Annotated in this window: 14 protein-coding genes; 11 read left to right on the top strand and 3 right to left on the bottom strand. The window is 47.3% G+C overall.

What is annotated here, in order from left to right; all coding sequences use genetic code 11:
* Positions 1-37: 37 nt before the first annotated feature.
* Positions 38-2,032 (bottom strand): 3-deoxy-D-manno-octulosonic acid kinase, encoded by a 1,995-nt coding sequence (locus tag ABNS04_RS03235; protein WP_272977734.1) that lies wholly within the window; start codon positions 2,030-2,032, stop codon positions 38-40.
* 2 nt (positions 2,033-2,034) lie between these two features.
* Complete coding sequence (locus ABNS04_RS03240) at positions 2,035-2,787, bottom strand: hypothetical protein (RefSeq protein ID WP_006956125.1); 753 nt, start codon at positions 2,785-2,787, stop codon at positions 2,035-2,037.
* A 114-nt stretch (positions 2,788-2,901) separates the two neighbouring features.
* Here ABNS04_RS03240 and ABNS04_RS03245 point away from each other — a divergent pair, with 114 nt between their 5' ends.
* Genes ABNS04_RS03245 through ABNS04_RS03255 form a run of 3 tightly spaced genes read left to right on the top strand, consistent with a single transcriptional unit; the run spans position 2,902 to position 5,679 of the window.
* On the top strand, positions 2,902-3,567 hold the full coding sequence (locus ABNS04_RS03245) for a flavin reductase family protein (RefSeq protein ID WP_006956124.1): 666 nt from the start codon (positions 2,902-2,904) through the stop codon (positions 3,565-3,567).
* A complete protein-coding gene (locus ABNS04_RS03250) occupies positions 3,560-5,116 on the top strand; it encodes a cryptochrome/photolyase family protein (RefSeq protein WP_348671183.1) in 1,557 nt (518 codons plus the stop codon). Before ABNS04_RS03245 ends, ABNS04_RS03250 begins: the two co-directional genes overlap by 8 nt.
* A gap of 2 nt (positions 5,117-5,118) precedes the next feature.
* On the top strand, positions 5,119-5,679 hold the full coding sequence (locus ABNS04_RS03255) for a lipocalin family protein (RefSeq protein ID WP_272977732.1): 561 nt from the start codon (positions 5,119-5,121) through the stop codon (positions 5,677-5,679).
* Here ABNS04_RS03255 and ABNS04_RS03260 read toward each other — a convergent pair.
* Positions 5,676-7,439 carry a DEAD/DEAH box helicase gene (locus tag ABNS04_RS03260; protein WP_272977731.1) on the bottom strand — a complete coding sequence of 588 codons (1,764 nt, stop codon included), beginning with the start codon at positions 7,437-7,439 and terminating at the stop codon, positions 5,676-5,678. The two genes, ABNS04_RS03255 and ABNS04_RS03260, sit on opposite strands and share 4 nt — an antisense overlap.
* Positions 7,440-7,758: 319 nt before the next feature.
* On the opposite strand from ABNS04_RS03260, the gene ABNS04_RS03265 reads away from it, so the two are divergent.
* The 8 genes from ABNS04_RS03265 to ABNS04_RS03300 all read left to right on the top strand — a co-directional run.
* Entirely contained in the window at positions 7,759-9,201 is a 1,443-nt protein-coding gene (locus ABNS04_RS03265; protein ID WP_272977754.1) for an NAD-dependent succinate-semialdehyde dehydrogenase, read from the top strand.
* Positions 9,198-10,583, top strand: coding sequence for an aldehyde dehydrogenase family protein (locus ABNS04_RS03270; protein WP_272977730.1), 1,386 nt, complete (start codon positions 9,198-9,200; stop codon positions 10,581-10,583). The genes ABNS04_RS03265 and ABNS04_RS03270 overlap by 4 nt, the downstream gene beginning before the upstream one ends.
* Positions 10,584-10,655: 72 nt before the next feature.
* Complete coding sequence (gene trxA / locus ABNS04_RS03275) at positions 10,656-11,507, top strand: thioredoxin (protein WP_006956118.1); 852 nt, start codon at positions 10,656-10,658, stop codon at positions 11,505-11,507.
* Positions 11,508-11,560: 53 nt separating this feature from the next.
* A complete protein-coding gene (zapE, locus tag ABNS04_RS03280; RefSeq protein ID WP_272977729.1) occupies positions 11,561-12,628 on the top strand; it encodes a cell division protein ZapE in 1,068 nt (355 codons plus the stop codon).
* Between the two features lie 164 nt (positions 12,629-12,792).
* On the top strand, positions 12,793-14,211 hold the full coding sequence (locus ABNS04_RS03285; RefSeq protein ID WP_272977728.1) for a sodium-dependent transporter: 1,419 nt from the start codon (positions 12,793-12,795) through the stop codon (positions 14,209-14,211).
* A 47-nt stretch (positions 14,212-14,258) separates the two neighbouring features.
* Positions 14,259-15,971, top strand: coding sequence for a GNAT family N-acetyltransferase (locus ABNS04_RS03290; RefSeq protein ID WP_272977727.1), 1,713 nt, complete (start codon positions 14,259-14,261; stop codon positions 15,969-15,971).
* A gap of 64 nt (positions 15,972-16,035) precedes the next feature.
* A complete protein-coding gene (locus ABNS04_RS03295) occupies positions 16,036-18,180 on the top strand; it encodes a prolyl oligopeptidase family serine peptidase (protein WP_272977726.1) in 2,145 nt (714 codons plus the stop codon).
* A 70-nt stretch (positions 18,181-18,250) separates the two neighbouring features.
* The coding region (locus tag ABNS04_RS03300; protein ID WP_348671184.1) for a saccharopine dehydrogenase NADP-binding domain-containing protein at positions 18,251-18,977 on the top strand (727 nt) is incomplete at its 3' end.

Below are 18,977 nucleotides of genomic sequence, written 5' to 3' on the forward strand. Positions count from 1 at the left end.
CTTGGCAGGCCTTTTTATTAGACGTTTAGAGTAAGTGCTAACCTTTTTCGTAACCGGTCAATAACTCGGGCCAATCACGGCTCTCTTTCCAATAAAAGGTATCGTACTTAGCTTTTTCTTTCTTCAACGAGCGCAGTAACCTGTCTAAGTTTTCCTTTTTCCACTCACCGGGCTCTCTAAATCCACACTTATCAAAATCAACGATCCAAGGCTTATCATTATCATCGAGCATGATATTGTGGCAATTCAAGTCTGAGTGGAACACGTTCTTATCGTGCAACTGACGTATCGCAGCACCTAAAGACTGCCATTGCTCTACATTCAATTGACGTTCACGGAGCAATCGGTAAACATCCACAGCGCCAGGAATCACTTCAACTAAAATATCTGCGGTGTAACTCATGACACCCACTTTGCGCATACGTGCAGCAATAGGCCGAGGTACAGGTAAATTTTGATTGCGTAGCTTTACCAACAAATCAAACTCTGCGATAGCACGGCTTCGCTCTACCGGCTCTCGCATAAACTTATCTTTATTGACCTTACCTACAAGTCCACCGCGATAATAGTGCCTCAACACCATGCCGTGATCCCCCTGTTGAATAAACCAAACAGTTGCACGGCCCGTCGCATTGCCTGCTATGGCCTTTTTCTGCTGCCAATATTTGGCAGAAAAAAAGTTATCCTCAAATTCTGGCAACACGTCCTTATCAAACTTAATCACATCACGTTTTGTCGTAAATGTCGCTATCATTTGCTGTCCTATATCGCTAAATCTTTGCGCATGCTTAAGCATACGTCGACTGGCGCCCTGATGCGTGCTAAGCACGTTTTCAGCGGCACTTACGCTCGTTTTTCTCAATGAATCATTATCAAATAAATATTGCAGTGGTGTGGCAAGATCTAAGTCCTTAACCCAATGCACAGCCCGCTGCTCGTCTAACAGCCGATACACCTCGGCAAAATTAAATATCTTTCTTCCGCTAACGACAGCTGAACCTGCCGCTACGGCTTCAAGCGGATTATGTCCGCCGCGCTCAATTAAGCTTCCACCGACAAAAGTCACTTGAGCAATACTGCACCACTTCAACATCTCGCCAATTGAGTCGGCTAGCAACACATTACAGTCCGATGGGACACCTTGATCACTCAACTCACTACGGCGCATCCAAACGAGTTCAGAACTCTGAAGTTGCGCTGCAACTTCATCAAACCGCTCAGGATGACGTGGTGCCCAAATCAGCAGCATCGCTGGATACGTTTCTAACAGTTTTTGATGCGCGCTCAGTACCGCTTGTTCCTCGCCTGGGTGCGTACTTGCAGCCAGCCAAACTAAGTGTTCTCCGCGCAATTTCAGTAATTCCTCTGCGGCTACTTTTTCTGATGTGGGCACGGAAACATCATATTTCAAGTTACCATCAATATAGAGCCTCGTATCTCTTACCCCCAAACATAACATACGCTTTGCTGTGGCACGCGACTGTGCGCCAACATAAGCTAGGCTGTGCCAGCTTTCACGCATGAGTTTCCCGACTCGGGCGTAACCGCGTGCTGAACGTTTTGATAGACGGGCGTTGAGGAGACTCACAGGAATATGACGTTGGCCGGCGTGATACAACAAATTAGGCCAAAGCTCAGTTTCCATCACCCAAATCGCGCGCGGTCTGAGCTTCGACAGGAAGCTTCGCACTGCACAAGGGTGATCGATAGGCAAGTAACACACAGACACCCTATCACCAAAGCTTTGCTCGATGAGACGACGTGCAGTAGGCGTCATGCAACTAATCGTGATGGGGCTATGCGGAAACTCTTCAATAGCTTGTTGAATCAACTGACGCGCAGCGATGGTCTCACCCACCGATACGGTATGGATGAGTAATCCGTTTTGCTCAGTGTCAGTAACCTCTAAGCGACCCAGTCGCTCCCAAAGATGCGCTCGATAACCAGCATCTTTTCGGCCTCTGTAATAAAACCAAGCAAGCGCCAGCGGTGCGACACCTGTCATCACACCGCTGTAGAGCCAACGTAACATGCTTATTGCCAGTATTCAGCTATCCAACGGGTTGGTAGCACTTTACGATACCACTTACCGCTACGACCCGCTAACGCATCATCGGGATGTGGCTTACCGTGGAAAATAATAACGCGCGCATCTTCGGGGATCCGCGGCTGTTGGAAAAAGCTCAACGGGAACGGTCGAATACAATGACGTTTGAAGCTTCGACACCACTTCTCTGGCCAATACTTCAGACGATTTTGGCGGTCGACAAATTGTGTAATGTACTCTTGTTCGTTGCGAACAGACTCCGTTGCTTTCTCGGGATCGGCCTTTAAATAATCCAGCGCATCCTCGTGAGCCCCCGCTTCAAAACGGAATACCGAGGTATTACCGGTAGCATCTGACTTGTCCCACTCTTTAATAACCATGAAGTCACCTTCCGGTTTAAAAAAGTCATCGAGCGAACCAACAATGACGATGTCCAAATCAAGAAACAATGTGGGTCCGGTTAAATCAGAGAGAGGATTCGCAAAACACGTTAACTTCAACCACCCATGCGCTTTCGCCCATGCTTTCTTCTCGTCGAAGTCTTCAAACCCAATTTTTGGAATCGGCTTAACTTCGACCTCATCACGAATACCTTCTGCTTCGTCTGTAAAGCATACAAACCGATAGGGTAAGCTAAGGTTACGGCTGACCATCGAGTACAATGTATTGACGTAGTCGTTTCCGTATTTGTCACCCCATTTGATGCAGATTACATTAACTTTTTGTTGTGCGTCGCTCATAACGGCTCCCTAATCATTTAATCTGCCCATAATGCCACAAATTAAAGCAGTTCGGTATTAGATCCTATCCCTAGACTAGCACGTAACTGAAAGCAAAAGAGGAGTATTCAACTTATGACAAAGCATATCGCTCAGGCCGACTTGGCTAATATGGATAACCGTCATCGTGTTAATTTCATCAACTCATTATCGGGTTATAAAAGCGCTAACTTAATTGGTACTAGTAGCCGTAAAAATGAAGACAACTTGGCAATCGTCAGCTCAGTGGTTCATTTAGGCGCTAACCCTCCCCTCATTGGTTTCATCATGCGCCCCGATTCAGTTGAGCGCCATACATTGGAAAATATTGAAGAAACAGGTGTTTATACGATTAATCATGTATCCCAATCGATAGTTAAAGCGGCACATCAAACGGCAGCGCGATACGATAGAAAGGTATCGGAGTTTGAAGCAACCGGCTTAACGCCTGACCGTTGTAATGGTTTTCACGCCCCTTTCGTTAAAGAAAGCCCGCTCTCAATGGGTGTAAAGCTCGTCGAAATTACCAATATTACGCACAATGGTACCGACTTTGTCATTGGCGAAATTCAATGGATTCAAACTGACGAGGAGGCGATCCAAGAAGATGGCTTTATTGATTTGAACACATTAGAGACCGTCGCGGTATCTGGCCTTGATAGCTATCACAGCGCCTCGAGACTATTTCGACTCAGTTATGCTAAACCCGATAAAGCCCTAGAGGAGATCCCTCTCAAGGGGGCAGACACGTACGATGAATGACATAAGGGAAGTTCGCTTAGTATTGGGCGACCAGCTTAACGCGAAGCACACTTGGTGGCGCACGCAGCATGATAACGTGCTGTACGTGATGATGGAGATGCGCCAAGAAACTGATTACGTCAAACACCATATACAAAAGATCGTTGCCTTTTTTGCCGCGATGCGTAATTTTGCCAGCGCCATTGAGCAAGCAGGTCATCGAGTTCATTACATGAAACTGGATGATGCAAACAACCCCCAGTCACTTACGCAGAACTTAGCGGCCATATTAGCCCAGCACCCCAAAGCGAAGCTGAGTTGCATGCTGCCCGATGAATACCGGGTTGATCATCAACTCCGTAGCTGGGCTGGGAAAGAAGATATACACATTGACTGGGTCGACAGTGAGCACTTCCTTACCCAACGAACTGTTTTGGCTGAGTGGTTTCCCGATCGTGATAATTTTTTGATGGAGAGCTTTTACCGTCGCGTACGAAAGCAGTTCGATATCATGATGGACGGCGACAAACCCGAAGGTGGCCAGTGGAACTATGATCATGATAACCGTAACAAGCTACCAAAAAGTAGCTCTGTTATTGCCCCAAGCTGCCCAGCGAATGATGTCACAGATATTCACCAAATGGTGACCCAACAGGATATTAATTACTTTGGAGAAATCGATCCTCAACACTTTATTTGGCCGACCACACGCAAGCAAGCTCGGGATATTTTATCATTCTTTTGCCAACACCAATTAGCTCACTTTGGCACCTACCAAGATGCGATAACGGATACTGAAGTGCACGATCACGCATGGAGCTTGTACCATTCGCGTTTATCGTTTGCGATGAACAGCAAAATGTTACATCCAATTGAAGTCGTGAACGCAGTTCTCGCTCATTGGCGCGAAAATGAAGACACCATCAGTATCAATCAAGTTGAAGGGTTTATTCGACAAATTATTGGTTGGCGAGAATTTATCCGTGCCATTTACTGGCATCACATGCCTGAATATAAGAATCTTAATGCGCTCGAACATCAACGCGATCTGCCGAAGTTTTTTTGGGATGGTGAGACACACATGCGTTGTCTATCGCAAGCCATTAAACAGTCTTTAAAGTACGCTTACGCACACCACATTCAACGTCTTATGCTGACTGGAAATTTTGCACTATTAGCGGGCTGCGATCCCAATCAAGTCGATGAATGGTATCTCGGCATTTATATCGATGCACTCGAGTGGGTAGAACTCCCCAATACCCGTGGTATGAGTCAATATGCTGACAATGGTGTGCTAGCCACCAAACCCTATATTTCAAGCGCAAATTATATAAAGAAAATGAGTCACCATTGTTCTCAGTGTCGCTATAATCCGGATAAGAAAACTGGCGAGGGGTCATGTCCGTTTAATTCGCTTTATTGGCAATTCTTGGCTCGACATGAATCACACTTTAGTAATAATCAACGCATGGCGATGATGTATTCGGTGTGGAACAAAAAAACGCAAGAAGAACAAAAAGCGCTTGCCAAGCAAGCAGAATATTATTTAAACAACATGGATGATTTATAATCATGAGTTATTTAAACAAGTCGTTACTCGGTCTCTTATCTTTATTTGTGTTGTTCGCCCTAACCGGCTGCAAATCTGACCCGACGCCCGTGGCGCCGACAGTAAAACAGTTCTCAGCGGAAAAATATTTGGGCAAATGGTATGAAATTATCCGTATGCCGCACAGCTTTGAAGAAAACCTGCAAGGTGTCACCGCAGAGTACCGACTCAACGCTGACGGCACTATCGAGGTGACTAATCGCGGTTATAATGTAGTGGATGACGAATGGCAGACCGCAATTGGCAAAGCCGAGCCGGTAGAAGGCATGACAGCCGCTTACAAGGTAACCTTTTTCTGGCCGTTTTATGGGGGATACTATGTCAGCTGGTTATCACCCGACTACAAAATGGCGATTGTTACGAGCGATTCACACGACTATTTTTGGTTTTTGGCGCGCTCACCTAATGTCGATCAAAGCGATATTGACTTTGCATTAGCTAAAGCAAAACAGTGGGGATATGATATCGACCAGATGATTATCACACAATCTCTGGCCGACATCGGGGTAGCTAACGCCGATTAATTGAATCGACGTGCAGCAGGTTGACCTTTACGCGGAGCGCGGCGGCGATTGTCGCCGTTGCCTTTACTCGCGCGAGGCGGCATTTTCTTAAGCGGACTATCAGATAACTCAAGTGCCATCGGCTGCTGACGCACGCGTGTGCGTTGCAACGCTTTCTTCAATTCAGCAGGTATCCCTTTGGGCAGTTGTACCAACGAGTGCTGTGCGAACAGTTGAATCTGACCAATGAATTGGCTATCGATCTCAGCTTCATTGGCGATGGCACCCACGATATCGCCTGGACGCGCACCGTGGTCACGGCCGACCTGAATCTTATAAGTATCGAACTCGCTATCCGGAACACGTTTAGTGGTCGCGCGTACACGCTTTTCACCACGCTGAGGACGTCCGTTATCACGATCAGCACGCTCTGCGCGTTCAGGACGCGGACGACGCTCCTCTTTTACGAATAACGGCTGCTGCTGGTTACGCTGAGCCAATAGGCTAAGCGCGATCTGTTCAGCGGTCATCGACCCGTCAGCTAACCAACTACTGAGAAGCTTCTGAATGTTGCTGTCAACATCCGACTCAAGCTGCTTCAATAGGCTTTGCTGCAATTGCTCTTGGCGGAAGCGACTCAGTTCTTCTGCTGAAGGTACGTCAAAGTATTCAATTGAACCGTTCGTCAGTTTTTCATAATGACGTAATAAGTGACGCTCTTTACCGCGATAGAACAAGATAGCCTCGCCGCTACGACCTGCACGACCGGTACGACCGATACGGTGAACGTATGACTCGGTGTCACTCGGTAGGTCGTAGTTAATGACGTGAGTAATTTCGGGTACATCAAGACCACGCGCGACAACGTCTGTTGCTACGAGCACTTTAATGTGGCCGCTACGCAATTGAGTGACTGTTTGTTCACGTTGTGCTTGGTTCAAATCACCACTCAAAGGCGCTGCACGGAATCCTTGACGCTGTAAAAGCTCTGCCACGTCCATAGTATCTTGACGCGTACGCACGAACACTAACGCGCGTTGATATTCAGTCACTTCTAAAAGACGAGTCAATGCTGTCATTTTAGTCATGCCCATGACTTTCCATGCGCGCTGACGAATGTTCGCCTTCGCCTGCTCTACGGGAGCAATACGAATGTTCACAGGATCCGTCAAGTACGTTTTGGCTAACTTACGAATAGCGGTTGGCATCGTCGCCGAGAACAACGCACGTTGTGCGGTATCCGGCACCGACTGTAAAATAGTTTCGATGTCTTCAATAAAGCCCATGTTTAGCATTTCATCGGCTTCATCCAACACAGCAAAGCGCAGTCCGTCAAGCTTCAACACTTTCTTGTTGAGTAAGTCGATCAATCGACCTGGCGTACCAACAACCACAGACGCGCCACGTTTTAGCGCTTGAATTTGTGGCCCAAAGGCGCTGCCACCATAAACGGTTGCGACTTCCATACCCTTCATTTGCTTAGAGAAGCTTTCGATGGCATCAGCGACCTGGATCGCGAGCTCACGGGTCGGCGTCACGACAAGCATCTGAGTTTGACGTTGATTCGCTTCAATTGAAGCTAAAGCTGGCAGTGAAAACGCGGCGGTTTTACCCGTGCCGGTTTGCGCTTCACCCAATACATCATTCCCTTCTAATAAGCTAGGAATCGCTTGTTGTTGGATAGGTGTAGGTTGTGTAAAACCTAGCGCTTCAAGTTGATTTAAGACAACAGAAGGCAATGCCATGTCTTGGAAAGACACAGCGGTAGTATCATTTTTCATAAAAATCTCAAAGTCATAAGGTGGTTATAAACCACGATGTGTGTTCGAGGGTTTCGCCCGGCCACCATTATGCTTTTGAGCATCTCTAGAAATTAGGCTTACCCTTACTCGGTCGCAGATTGCGTGTTTCATATTCACGGATAACTGCGAGGCGCGAATTGTACCTAGTTATTGGAAAATTACAACTCATTTGTATACGTTTTATGCATTTACACAGAGATAGTCATTTATTTTTCTAAAAAACTGAACCATTCCATTAGTTTTTGCCTACATTGATATACTAACCCGAATAACAGGAGGCGTTATGTCATCTCACTCTATGTCGTCACTCACAAAGCAGGATTGTTTCATTGAGGGGCATTGGGTACCGACGGAAAAACGGTTCGCCGTTACAAACCCTGCCAATGGCGAGGTAATCACAGAAGTGGCCGACGCCGATGGCGATCTCACGAAGCGAGCCATCAACGCCGCTGAAGTGGCACTCGCTAAATGGCGTGCCACATCCACTCAAGAGCGCGCAGCACTGTTGCGCAAGTGGTATCAAGCCATCATGGACAACAAGCAGGCTTTGGGCGAACTGATGAGCGCCGAGCAAGGCAAACCTGTACCTGAAGCTGTTGGTGAGGTCGAGTACGGTGCCAGCTTTGTCGATTGGTTTGCCGGTGAAGCGGAACGCATCAACGGCGATATTCTACCCATTACCGATAACAGCAAGCGTGTCATGGTGATCAAACAACCGGTAGGCGTATGCGCCGCCATCACGCCTTGGAACTTCCCGAACGCAATGATCACGCGCAAAATCGCGCCTGCGTTGGCAGCTGGTTGCACCATCGTTGTTAAACCACCACAACTGACACCCTTATCAAGTCTCGCACTGGCTCAGCTTGCGAGCGAAGTCGGTATTCCGGACGGTGTCATTAATATTTTACCGACCACGGATTCAAAAACCGTGGGCGAAATTCTGGCAACATCAAAACAAGTTAGAAAACTGTCTTTCACTGGTTCAACGGGTGTCGGCAAGATCTTAATGAAGCAATGTGCCGAGAACGTTAAAAAGATCTCGCTCGAACTCGGTGGCAATGCACCCTTTATCGTGTTCGATGATGCCGATTTAGATGCAGCCGCCGAACAGTTGATGGCGTGCAAATTCCGCAACGGCGGTCAAACTTGTATTTCAGCGAACCGTGTGTTGGTGCAAGATAGCGTGAAAGAAGAGTTCATTAAGAAAGTAGTCTCTAAAGTTAAAGCGCTTAATGTGGGTCCAGGTGATAAAGAAGACGTCGATCTGGGACCATTGATTGATCAAGACGCTGTCGATAAAGTTCAACGTCTCGTCATCAGTGCTAAATCCGATGGCGCAGAGATAGAAGAAGGCGGATCAGTGATGACCGATCTGGGCGACTTATTCTATGCTCCGACGGTGATTTCGGGTGTGACTCAGGACATGGAAATCACGCAAGAAGAAATTTTCGGTCCCGTCATCGCAATTTCGAGTTTTGAAACTGAGGAAGAAGCGATTCAACAGGCGAACGACACTCCGTTCGGTCTTGCTTCCTACTTTGCCGCTAAAGATACTGCACGCATATTCCGAGTCAGTGAAGGGCTTGAATACGGCATGGTCGGTGTCAACACAGGTGCGATTTCCCACGCCTATAACCCCTTTGGCGGAATTAAAGAATCGGGTATTGGACGTGAAGGGTCAAAATACGGTATAGATGAGTACTTGGAAATTAAGACCATCACGTTAGGCGGCCTTGAATGAGCACGACCCCATCAATAGCTGAGTTATTTGATTCACTCAGTAACACCCACAAAACCGGGCTTTCACGCCCGGTTTTTTGGCGTAAACAACAGCTAGAAGGCATTAAAAACTTTCTCACAAAAGAGCAGTCTTCGATCGAGCGCGCCCTCACGCAGGACTTGGGTAAACATCCAAGCGAAAGTCGATTAACTGAGCTCAACTATTTATTAAGTCACATCGATTACACACTGAAGCACCTCAATAAGTGGGTTAAACCGACGCGTGTGAAAACGCCGTTATTGGCGTGGCCTGGATCAAGTCAACTCTATCCTGAGCCGCTCGGTACCGTGCTTATTTTAGGGGCGTGGAATTATCCACTGCAGCTACTTATCGCGCCAGCTATTGCCGCCATTGCTGCTGGAAATTGTGTAATACTGAAGCCATCAGAACATGCGCCAAACACCGCAGAGGTCATCGCCAATAAGCTGGGCTACTATATCGACAACCATGCGATTAAGGTTGTCACCGGGGATGTCTCGGTTGCTAACGAACTCACCCAACAACCTTTTGATCATATTTTCTACACTGGCGGTAGTAATGGTGCTAAAGCTGTTTTACGTAACGCGGCGCAACACCTGACACCCACAACACTAGAGCTCGGTGGTAAAAGTCCGGCGATAGTAAGTGAAGATTGTGATATTGAGGTCACCGCTCGACGCTTGGTCTGGGGCAAATACCTTAACGCCGGTCAGACCTGTATAGCACCGGATTATGTGCTGGTTCAGGACAGCATTCGCGATACGTTGATAAGCAAAATCAAAGAGCAAATCGAACTGTTTTACGGCAATGACCCGCAACAGAGCGATGATTACGGTCGGATTATTAGTGCCAACCATTGGCAACGTCTTGTAAAGCTACTCGACGACACAGACATCATCAGTGGCGGAGACTATCAGCGTAAAGATAACTATATCGCGCCCACACTCATCAACTTAGATGGACTGGACAGCGAGCACCCGCTTCATCACGAAGAGATCTTTGGTCCGTTACTCCCAATCAAATCAGTGACGTCCATACAAGCCGCCATTGATTACGTGATAGCAAAGCCCAAGCCTTTAGCCTGCTATGCTTTTAGTAAAAATAATCGCACCCTAGAACAAGTTAAGCACCAAGTCAGTGCCGGAAGCTACTGTGCAAACGATACATTGATGTTTATGCTGAACGAAGCGCTTCCGTTTGGAGGCGTTGGCCAAAGTGGCATGGGTCGTTATCACGGTAAATTTGGTTTTGACACGCTCAGTCACCAAAAGGCAGTCATGAAACGTTCCTTTAAGTTCGACGTAGCGCTGCGTTATCCTCCTTACACCAAACTTAAAGACAAGCTGCTGGCGTGGCTCAAGTAATGATGCCATTGAATTTTCTATGGGTTGCCCCGATGTTGCTATGTATTGATACAATTAAATAAAGGCTGACTCATGGCACAAAGTAATATTGTCGACATTACGCTACAAAATTTTCAGCAAGTTTTATTAGAAGGCTCCAAAGAGCGATTAGTGATCATCGATTTTTGGGCTGACTGGTGCGAGCCTTGCAAACAATTAATGCCGGTATTAGAACGTATTGCGAGCCAATACCCCGACGACATTACCTTGGCAAAAATTAATTGTGACGAGCAACAAGAGCTTGCCATGCAGTTTGGCGTTCGTAGTTTGCCTACCGTCGCCTTCTTTAAGGACGGTCAGCCTGTTGACAGCTTCGCGGGGGTTAAATCTGAAACTGAAATCATGACAATGCTCGAACCCCATTTGCCAAGCCCAGCCGATAGTTTTATTCAAAATGCACAACAAGCGCTTGCCGAAGGCAACGCTGCAGAAGCTTACACTCAAGCCAAACAGGCTTTTGACATTGATAATAGCAACATGACTGCCATCAAACTACTGGCAGAAGCAGCGGTCGACCACGGTCGTTTAGCACAAGCTAAGGAGCTCGCGGCGACGATCCCAATGGTCGAGCAAGATAGTGACTATCAACGGATCATGAGCAAAATCGAACTCGCTGAAGATAGCGCCGACTCGCCAGAGATTAAAGCACTACAAGCGCAGGTCGAGGAAGAGCCAGATAATAGCGAATTAAAAATCAAACTCGCGCTACAATTGCACCAGTCGCACCGAGATGAAGAAGCCATTTCATTGTTATTTGAAGTAATGCGAAAGGATCCCGCACGCACTGAAGCTAAAAAATATGCACTCGACGTTATCAATCAATTACCTGACGGTGATCCGCTTGCATCGAAGGCGCGTAGAACTCTTTACAGCATGATGTATTAATGGCTGTTCACTAGCAACGAGTTCGGCCGGTTCCCTCAACCGGCCGCTTTTTTATGATAAAGACACAGTATCAAAGCCTTATTCACTCAGGAAAATTGCAAGCAGATACGCTGCAAGCATCAGTGTGCGCACGGCTTGAACACCTTCGCCAGCAACTTGTTCAGTCAATTGAACCAACCTCTGTGTATATTTACGGCCCGGTGGGGCGCGGAAAGTCGATGTTGATGGATTTGTTTTACGGTCAGTTGAACATTTCAGAAAAAGTCAGGTTGCATTATCACCACTTCATGAAGCATATCCACGACCAGCTCAACCAGCGCCAAGGTAAATCCGACCCCTTATTGAGTATCGCAGAAGCATGGGCGCAGGATTATCGTGTGATATGCCTTGATGAATTTATCGTCGAAGATATTGGTGATGCCATGCTGTTAGCTAATCTCTGGCAGGCGTTGTTTAGTCACGGTGTCACCCTCGTCACAACCTCAAATACGCCACCGTCGGAGCTGTATCGGGGCGGCCTTGCACGGCACCGCTTTGAACCTTTCATTCAGTTGCTCGAGCGCCAATGCCAAATCATTGACCTTGATTCAGGTATTGATTACCGCCGACTAAAACAGGGTGAAGCGCCGTATTACTTTATTGAGCAGTCAGCACAAGACTTTAAGCAGCAAGTCGCCGCACACTTTGGTCAGTTATCTGATAATAAGCCAGTAACCATCATGAACCGCGAGTTACCTTGTATATGTCGTTCAGAAAAAACGATTCTGTTTGACTTCGCTCAGCTCTGTTCGGGTCCAAGAAGCCAGCGTGACTATATGGAACTCGCGGAGCACTATAAGCAGATCGCCGTTGATAAGGTTCCACGTTTTACTTTTAAGCCGAAAAACTCAACTCAACAAGGAGTCGAGGACGGCTACCAACGCGACACAACGCATCAACACGAAAGTCACTTGGACAATGAGGCTCGCCGTTTTATCGCGTTAGTCGATGAGTGCTACGACCGAGATTGCTTACTCATACTTAATGCTGCCGATGAGCCTGACCGCCTGTACCAAGCAGAGCTACTTAAGTTTCCATTTCAACGGTGTGTTTCACGGATTATAGAAATGCAGTCTTGGTAAACCGCAGAACCTCTTAAATTTCCTTATTAAACCTACGCTTTACACCTTTAATCGCAGAACAGGCGGGCGCATGCTTGCCGAGCGCCCTGCCCCTTGCTAGGATTGCTTAAATTTTTGGCTCGCTATACAGAGCTCTACAATAACAATTAAAAAGAAGGAAACTAATGAGCGAACAACGCGATCAATTCAGTTCCAAGATCGGGTTTATCCTAGCTGCCGCAGGTTCAGCGGTTGGTATTGGTAACCTGGTTGGATTCCCTGTCGCTGCAACTAAAAATGGTGGCGGAGCGTTTCTTTTAATCTATGCACTCTTTGTTGCATTTATATGTCTACCCGTCATGCTTGCCGAAATGGGGCTTGGCCGAAAAGCTCAAAAAAATCCGCTCGGCTCTTATTTAGCATTGGGCAGTGGCAAACCATTTTGGAGCTTTTCAGGCTTCTTAGCTGTTCTCACTCCTTTCATGATCGCTATATTTTATATGGTCATCACTGTCTGGATTTTCGGTTATCTTTACCATGCCGCTATCGGTGACCTCAATAAACTAGCGGACCCGAGTTACTTCGGTCAATTTGTCAACGACTACAGCTTTGTTGGTTTCCTTATCGCGGTGACGTTAATCGTCAACATTATTCTCATGGGCGGCGTTCGCCAGGGTATTGAGAAAGCGGCTAAATTCCTGATGCCAGCGTTATTTATTATGCTGATTTTACTCGTTATCTTTGTACTTTCATTAGATAACGCATCACTCGGCATTCAGTTCTACTTAGTTCCTGACTTTAGCAAAATTGATGGTTCGGTAATCAGTGGCGCCCTGTCACAGGCATTCTTCAGCTTGTCACTCGGTATGGGCATTCTCATCACTTATGGCTCTTATTTCAGCCGTAAGGACGATATTGTAACCTCCGGTAAGCTTGTCGCGATAACAGACACCGCGGTCGCTTTCACCGCTGGTCTCATGACCTTACCGGCGATATTCGCAATTAATCCAAATACAGACCCTAACTCACTCAGCGATTCTTCGGTAAGCATGATCTTTTCATTCTTCCCACAAATTTTTATCGCGTTAGAAGCATCGATTGGATATGTTGGCGCCAGCATCGCGGCCACCATTTTCTTCTTGCTCGCTTTTGTGGCAGCCATTACCTCGTTGGTTTCTATTATCGAGGTACCGACGGCAGCCATCATTCAACAACGTGGCACGTCGCGTAAAAAAGCACTATCAATTATGTGTGCAGCGACCACAGTACTCACAATTATCGCAGCCACTTCATTTGGATTCATTCCTGCATTTACCGAGTTTGTTAGTTACGGCGGCGCTACAAAGTCTGTGTTTGACGTCATTTACGATGTGTTTTATGACACCATTTTACCGCTTAACGGTTTGCTCATTTGCTTATTTGTATGGTGGCACTGGCGTTATAGTAGCCTTGAAAAAGAGTTATCTGAGGGTAATAGCAATTACCCCAATACCTTCTTAGCTAAATACGTACGTGTGTCCATTACCACCTTTATTCCAGCTATCCTATTTGTGGTATTCATCAACACCGTATTAAGCAAATTCTTTGGCATCACGTGGTTCTAAAACATACTGGCTTTAGGCAATTACATATCATTTCAGATGGGGCTCTTTTGAGCCCCTCTTTCGAAACATGCCCCAACAACCTTTCGCTTTATTTATCTGACTCTGATACCGCAGCCCATGCGGCCACCAACCGTTATAGAGACTTCCTTGGACACGAGTTCAACCAGGTCGTCATTGACTGTCGAAACCAACTGAATTTTGATGCCATAGCCGCTTTGTGTGGCACTTTGATGGCCGGTGGCGAGCTAGTTCTACTGACGCCACAACAGCCTTCTCCCGCGTTAAATCGGCTCATCGATTGTTGGCAAATGCGTTCGCCCATTGAGGCCACAAGCGATGCTAAACCACCTTCACTACCTACGGCAGCCCAACAGGACCTTGTCCAACAGTTGCAGGACAAGGAATCTGTGCATATCGTTATTGCATCACGAGGTCGTGGTAAAAGCAGTTGTTTAGGGACAGCGCTTGCTCAAGCCGACAACGCAAGCCAATGTATTGTCACAGCGCCCAGAAAAGCTAATGCTCAAGTATTACTGAAACACGCACCTCATGCTCACTTTGTTGCATGGGACACACTGATTGAGCAACCTGGCTCAACAGAGCGACTCATTATCGATGAAGCGGCAGGTATTCCTTTATGGGCGATTCAAAAGTTGGTGCAAAAGTATCCGGCGTGGATGCTAGCGACAACTGTAGATGGTTATGAGGGGTGTGGCCGAGGCTTTGCTATTCACTTTGTCGAGTGGGCCGAACGGACATTTGCTCACGTGAAGATGCACACATTACAAGACCCCATCCGTTGGTTAACGGGTGACCCTTTAGAGTATTGGCTACAGCAAGCATTACTGCTGAATGCGGCGCCACGACAATTAACCCAGTCAATAGATAGCGGCGTTTATCATGCCAGCGAGCTACCTGAGGATGCTCTGCACCAAGCGTTTGAGTTACTACTCGAAGCCCACTACCAAAGTAGTCCAAATGATCTCAAACTATTACTCGATGAACCGCAGCATTACCTTTACTTGCACGTTAACAATGGCTCTGTCATCGCGGTTGCTTGGCTCGCGCTAGAAGGTCCACTGGCAGATGACCTCGCTTTGCAAGTGCAATTAGGCAAACGACGTCCACCTGGAAATTTATTGCCTCAAAGTCTCACCTACTTTCTGCAAAGCCCCCGTCTAGCGGCATTACGATGGTGTCGAGTGAGTAGAATCGCCGTTCAAGAAAGTCACCGTCGACAGCATATCGCCTCGAATGTCCTCAATGCCGTTCGACACTGGGTAGCAACGCAAAACGTGCATGCGCTCGGTACAAGTTTTGGTTACGAGCCAGGTTTAGCTCAGTTTTGGCGTGCCAACGGCTACCACCTGGTCCGACTCAGTAGTAAGCAAGATCGCGTCAGCGCTCGCTATGCTTCGCTTTGGGTCTCTCCAATAACGCCAGACGCCGAAGCGCTGTGTACGCCTCTTTGTGAATGGGGAGCAGCGCAACAACGTTGGTGGTTTAACGGCCAGATTCCATCAAACACACTCGACGCTACCACAAACGCTTTACTCAGCGCCTTTAAAGAAGCCAATTTGCCGCTAGACAGTGTGCTATTTGCCTGCGCGTTAGTCAGCAAGCATGATGCGCTCACATTTACTCCATCTGACTTTGCCGTTCCTCAAAACGCGATGCAGTCACTCAAACATACTTATAAAGCAGACTCCTTCAAACAACTCAGCGCACTAATGCGTTCAGATATCGCTAAAATTCTGTAAAGCGATTGAGTCACTGAGTCAGGGTTCATAGAATAGTACGTTCATTTCACCAAAGGGATATCCTATGAAGCACACACGGTTTGCTAGCCTGTTAATTTTCGCTTTAGTCTCAGCGTGCTCGAGCCAGAACGAAAAACCAGCAACCAAGCCTGAGAATCCCTATGGCTATCCCCCGCTTGCCTCACAATCCGTGACCGATAACTATCACGGCGAAGAAGTCACTGACGACTTTCGCATCCTAGAAGACGAACAGCACTCGGAAGTAGTAAAGTGGCTGGCTGCAGAGGACCGTTATACAGAACAACGCTTAGGTCAGTTAAGCAGCGCTGAGTTTATTCGACAACGGCTGACCGAGTTATCAAATTACGAACGTACCAGTGCGCCTACCGAAGTCGCTGGACATTGGTTCTATCTGCAAAACGATGGCTTGCAAGATCAGTCGGTACTCTACGTGCGTCAATCAGACTCGGGCGCACCACATATCGTGATCGATCCAAACCAACTTGATCCCTCTGGCACGACCTCGATTCACGACTATAGTGTATCGCCTGATGGCAAGACTATCGCTTACTCGTTGAGCGAACAAGGCAGCGACTGGGTTGATTGGTACATCACGCCAGTTGCCGAGCCAAACCCGCCCACACAACCAGTCATCAGTGGTGTGAAATTTACTCAGCTCGCCTGGACCAAGGACTCGAAGGGGTTCTACTACAGCCGCTATCCGAAAACCAGTGATGGCGGTTATGATGGCCAGGCACCGGTTCAAACATACTTCCATAAGCTAGGTTCGGCACAAACACAAGACAAACGGATTGCAACCGGGATAAAAAATGACAGCTATATCTATACGTTACCCGATACCTCTGCATTATTGATCAAAGAGACGTCTGGCTTTGACAAAAATCGTTGGTACTTACTGGCTGATGTAAAGCAGCCCAACGAACTGATTGCCATAAACTTTCCTGATAATGAATTTGCCACGTTTATCGGCCGCAGCGGACAATCACTTATATTTAAACTGCGGGGTAAGCAAGGTCGAGGGTTACTCGCTGCATTAGATATCCAGCAACCGCGGCAATCTCAGAAAATCGTGGTAGAGGAACAACAGCAAACGTTAGCTGACGCCGTTGTGATTGATGACCAGATCATTGCTCATTATTTAGATAAAGCTCAGTCACGCTTAGTTATTTTGAATTCAAAAGGGCATGTATTAAGGGAGTTAGCGCTACCTGGGCAGGGCCATATTTCGGAGCTCACAGCAGATAAAGTCGGACGCGAGGCTTTCTTTAAATTTGAACAGTTCACTCAACCTGGCAGCATCTATCGCTACCAAGCAGCACAGCAACGCACGACACTTTGGCGTTCGTTCAAACAGCCGGCAGGGGTCGACAACTACCAAGCAAAACAAATTACGTACACCTCCACTGATGGCCAGCCGATCCCAATGTTTATCGTTGGTAAAGATGTTAAATCCGAGCCAACAGCACGTCCTACGCTGCTCATCGCTTATGGTGGTTTTGGTATCTCGATGCTTCCTACATACAACCCTGCTTGGTTGACGTGGTTGGAACTCGGTGGCCAAGTCGCAATTGCCAATGTCCGCGGTGGTGGCGAGTTCGGCGAACAATGGCATGATGCAGGCCGATTAGCGGGTAAGCTACAGGTGATTGACGATATTGAAGGCGCCGCTCAGTACCTGATCAAACACCAATACACCACACACACTCAGTTGGCGTTTTACGGACGCAGTAATGGTGCAATGCTTGGTGCTGCAGTAATGGTCGAGTCGCCCAAGCTATTTAACGTCGCGCTACTTGATAATGGGTTATTTGACATGCTGCGCTATCAAACCGCCAACGCCAAAGCCTGGTTCACCGAATATGGACTGAGTAGCGATGCGTCGCAATTCAATACGCTCTATAACTATTCGCCACTGCACAATATCGATAAAACAAGCTGTTATCCGGCGACTATTGTCAGCACATCCCAAAATAATACTCGCGTGGCGCCCTGGCACAGCTATAAGCTTGCTGCAGCTTTGCAACGCGCGCAAAACTGCGACAAACCGATACTGCTGCTTACACAGCCTTCTGCTGGTCACTTAAATGATCGACCAACATGGATGACCATCGAACACGTCAGCAAGCTTTGGACATTTGCGGCAAATAAGCTCAACATGACAGTTACACAAGGCAAAGATAGCGAATGAAGCACTGATAATTTTATGCTATCTTTCGCAGCAAGAAATGATACTGCATTTACGATAGAGGATAGAGCGAATGTCTAAGGTTTTAATCATTGGCGCGGGCGGTGTTGCCGGCGTAGTTGTACAAAAATGTGCCAAGCTGCCAGAAGTGTTCTCAGAAATTCATTTGGCAAGCCGTACCCTTTCTAAGTGTGAAGCCTTGCAGGAACAAGCCGGCGCCGATCGCGTAGTAGGTGTGTATCAGGTCGACGCTGACGATTCTGCTAAAGTCGCGGATCTGATTCGCCAAGTGCAGCCTAAACTAGTGATCAACGTAGCCCTGCCATACCAAGACTTACCAATCATGGACGCGTGTTTGGAAACCGGCGTGCACTACCTCGACACTGCTAACTATGAACCAAAAGATGAAGCTAAATTCGAATATTCTTGGCAATGGGCTTATCAAGAACGCTTCAAAGAGAAGGGTCTGATGGCGCTGTTAGGCGCGGGATTCGATCCGGGTGTGACTAACGTATTCACAGCCTACGCTGCTAAACACTACTTTGACGAGATTCATTATCTCGATATCGTCGATTGTAATGGCGGTGACCACGGACAAGCCTTTGCGACCAACTTTAATCCAGAAATCAATATTCGTGAAATCACGCAAAAAGGTAAGTTCTGGGAAAATGGCGAATGGCACGAAACCGATCCAATCAGCGTCCGCAAGGATTTAGATTATCCCAATGTTGGCGAACGTCCGTCTTATCTGCTGTATCACGAAGAGCTTGAATCTTTGGTTAAGCATTTCCCAACCATTA

Origin of the sequence: uncultured Idiomarina sp. (genome assembly GCF_964010655.1) — a bacterium.
Classification (GTDB): Bacteria; Pseudomonadota; Gammaproteobacteria; order Enterobacterales; family Alteromonadaceae; genus Idiomarina; species Idiomarina baltica.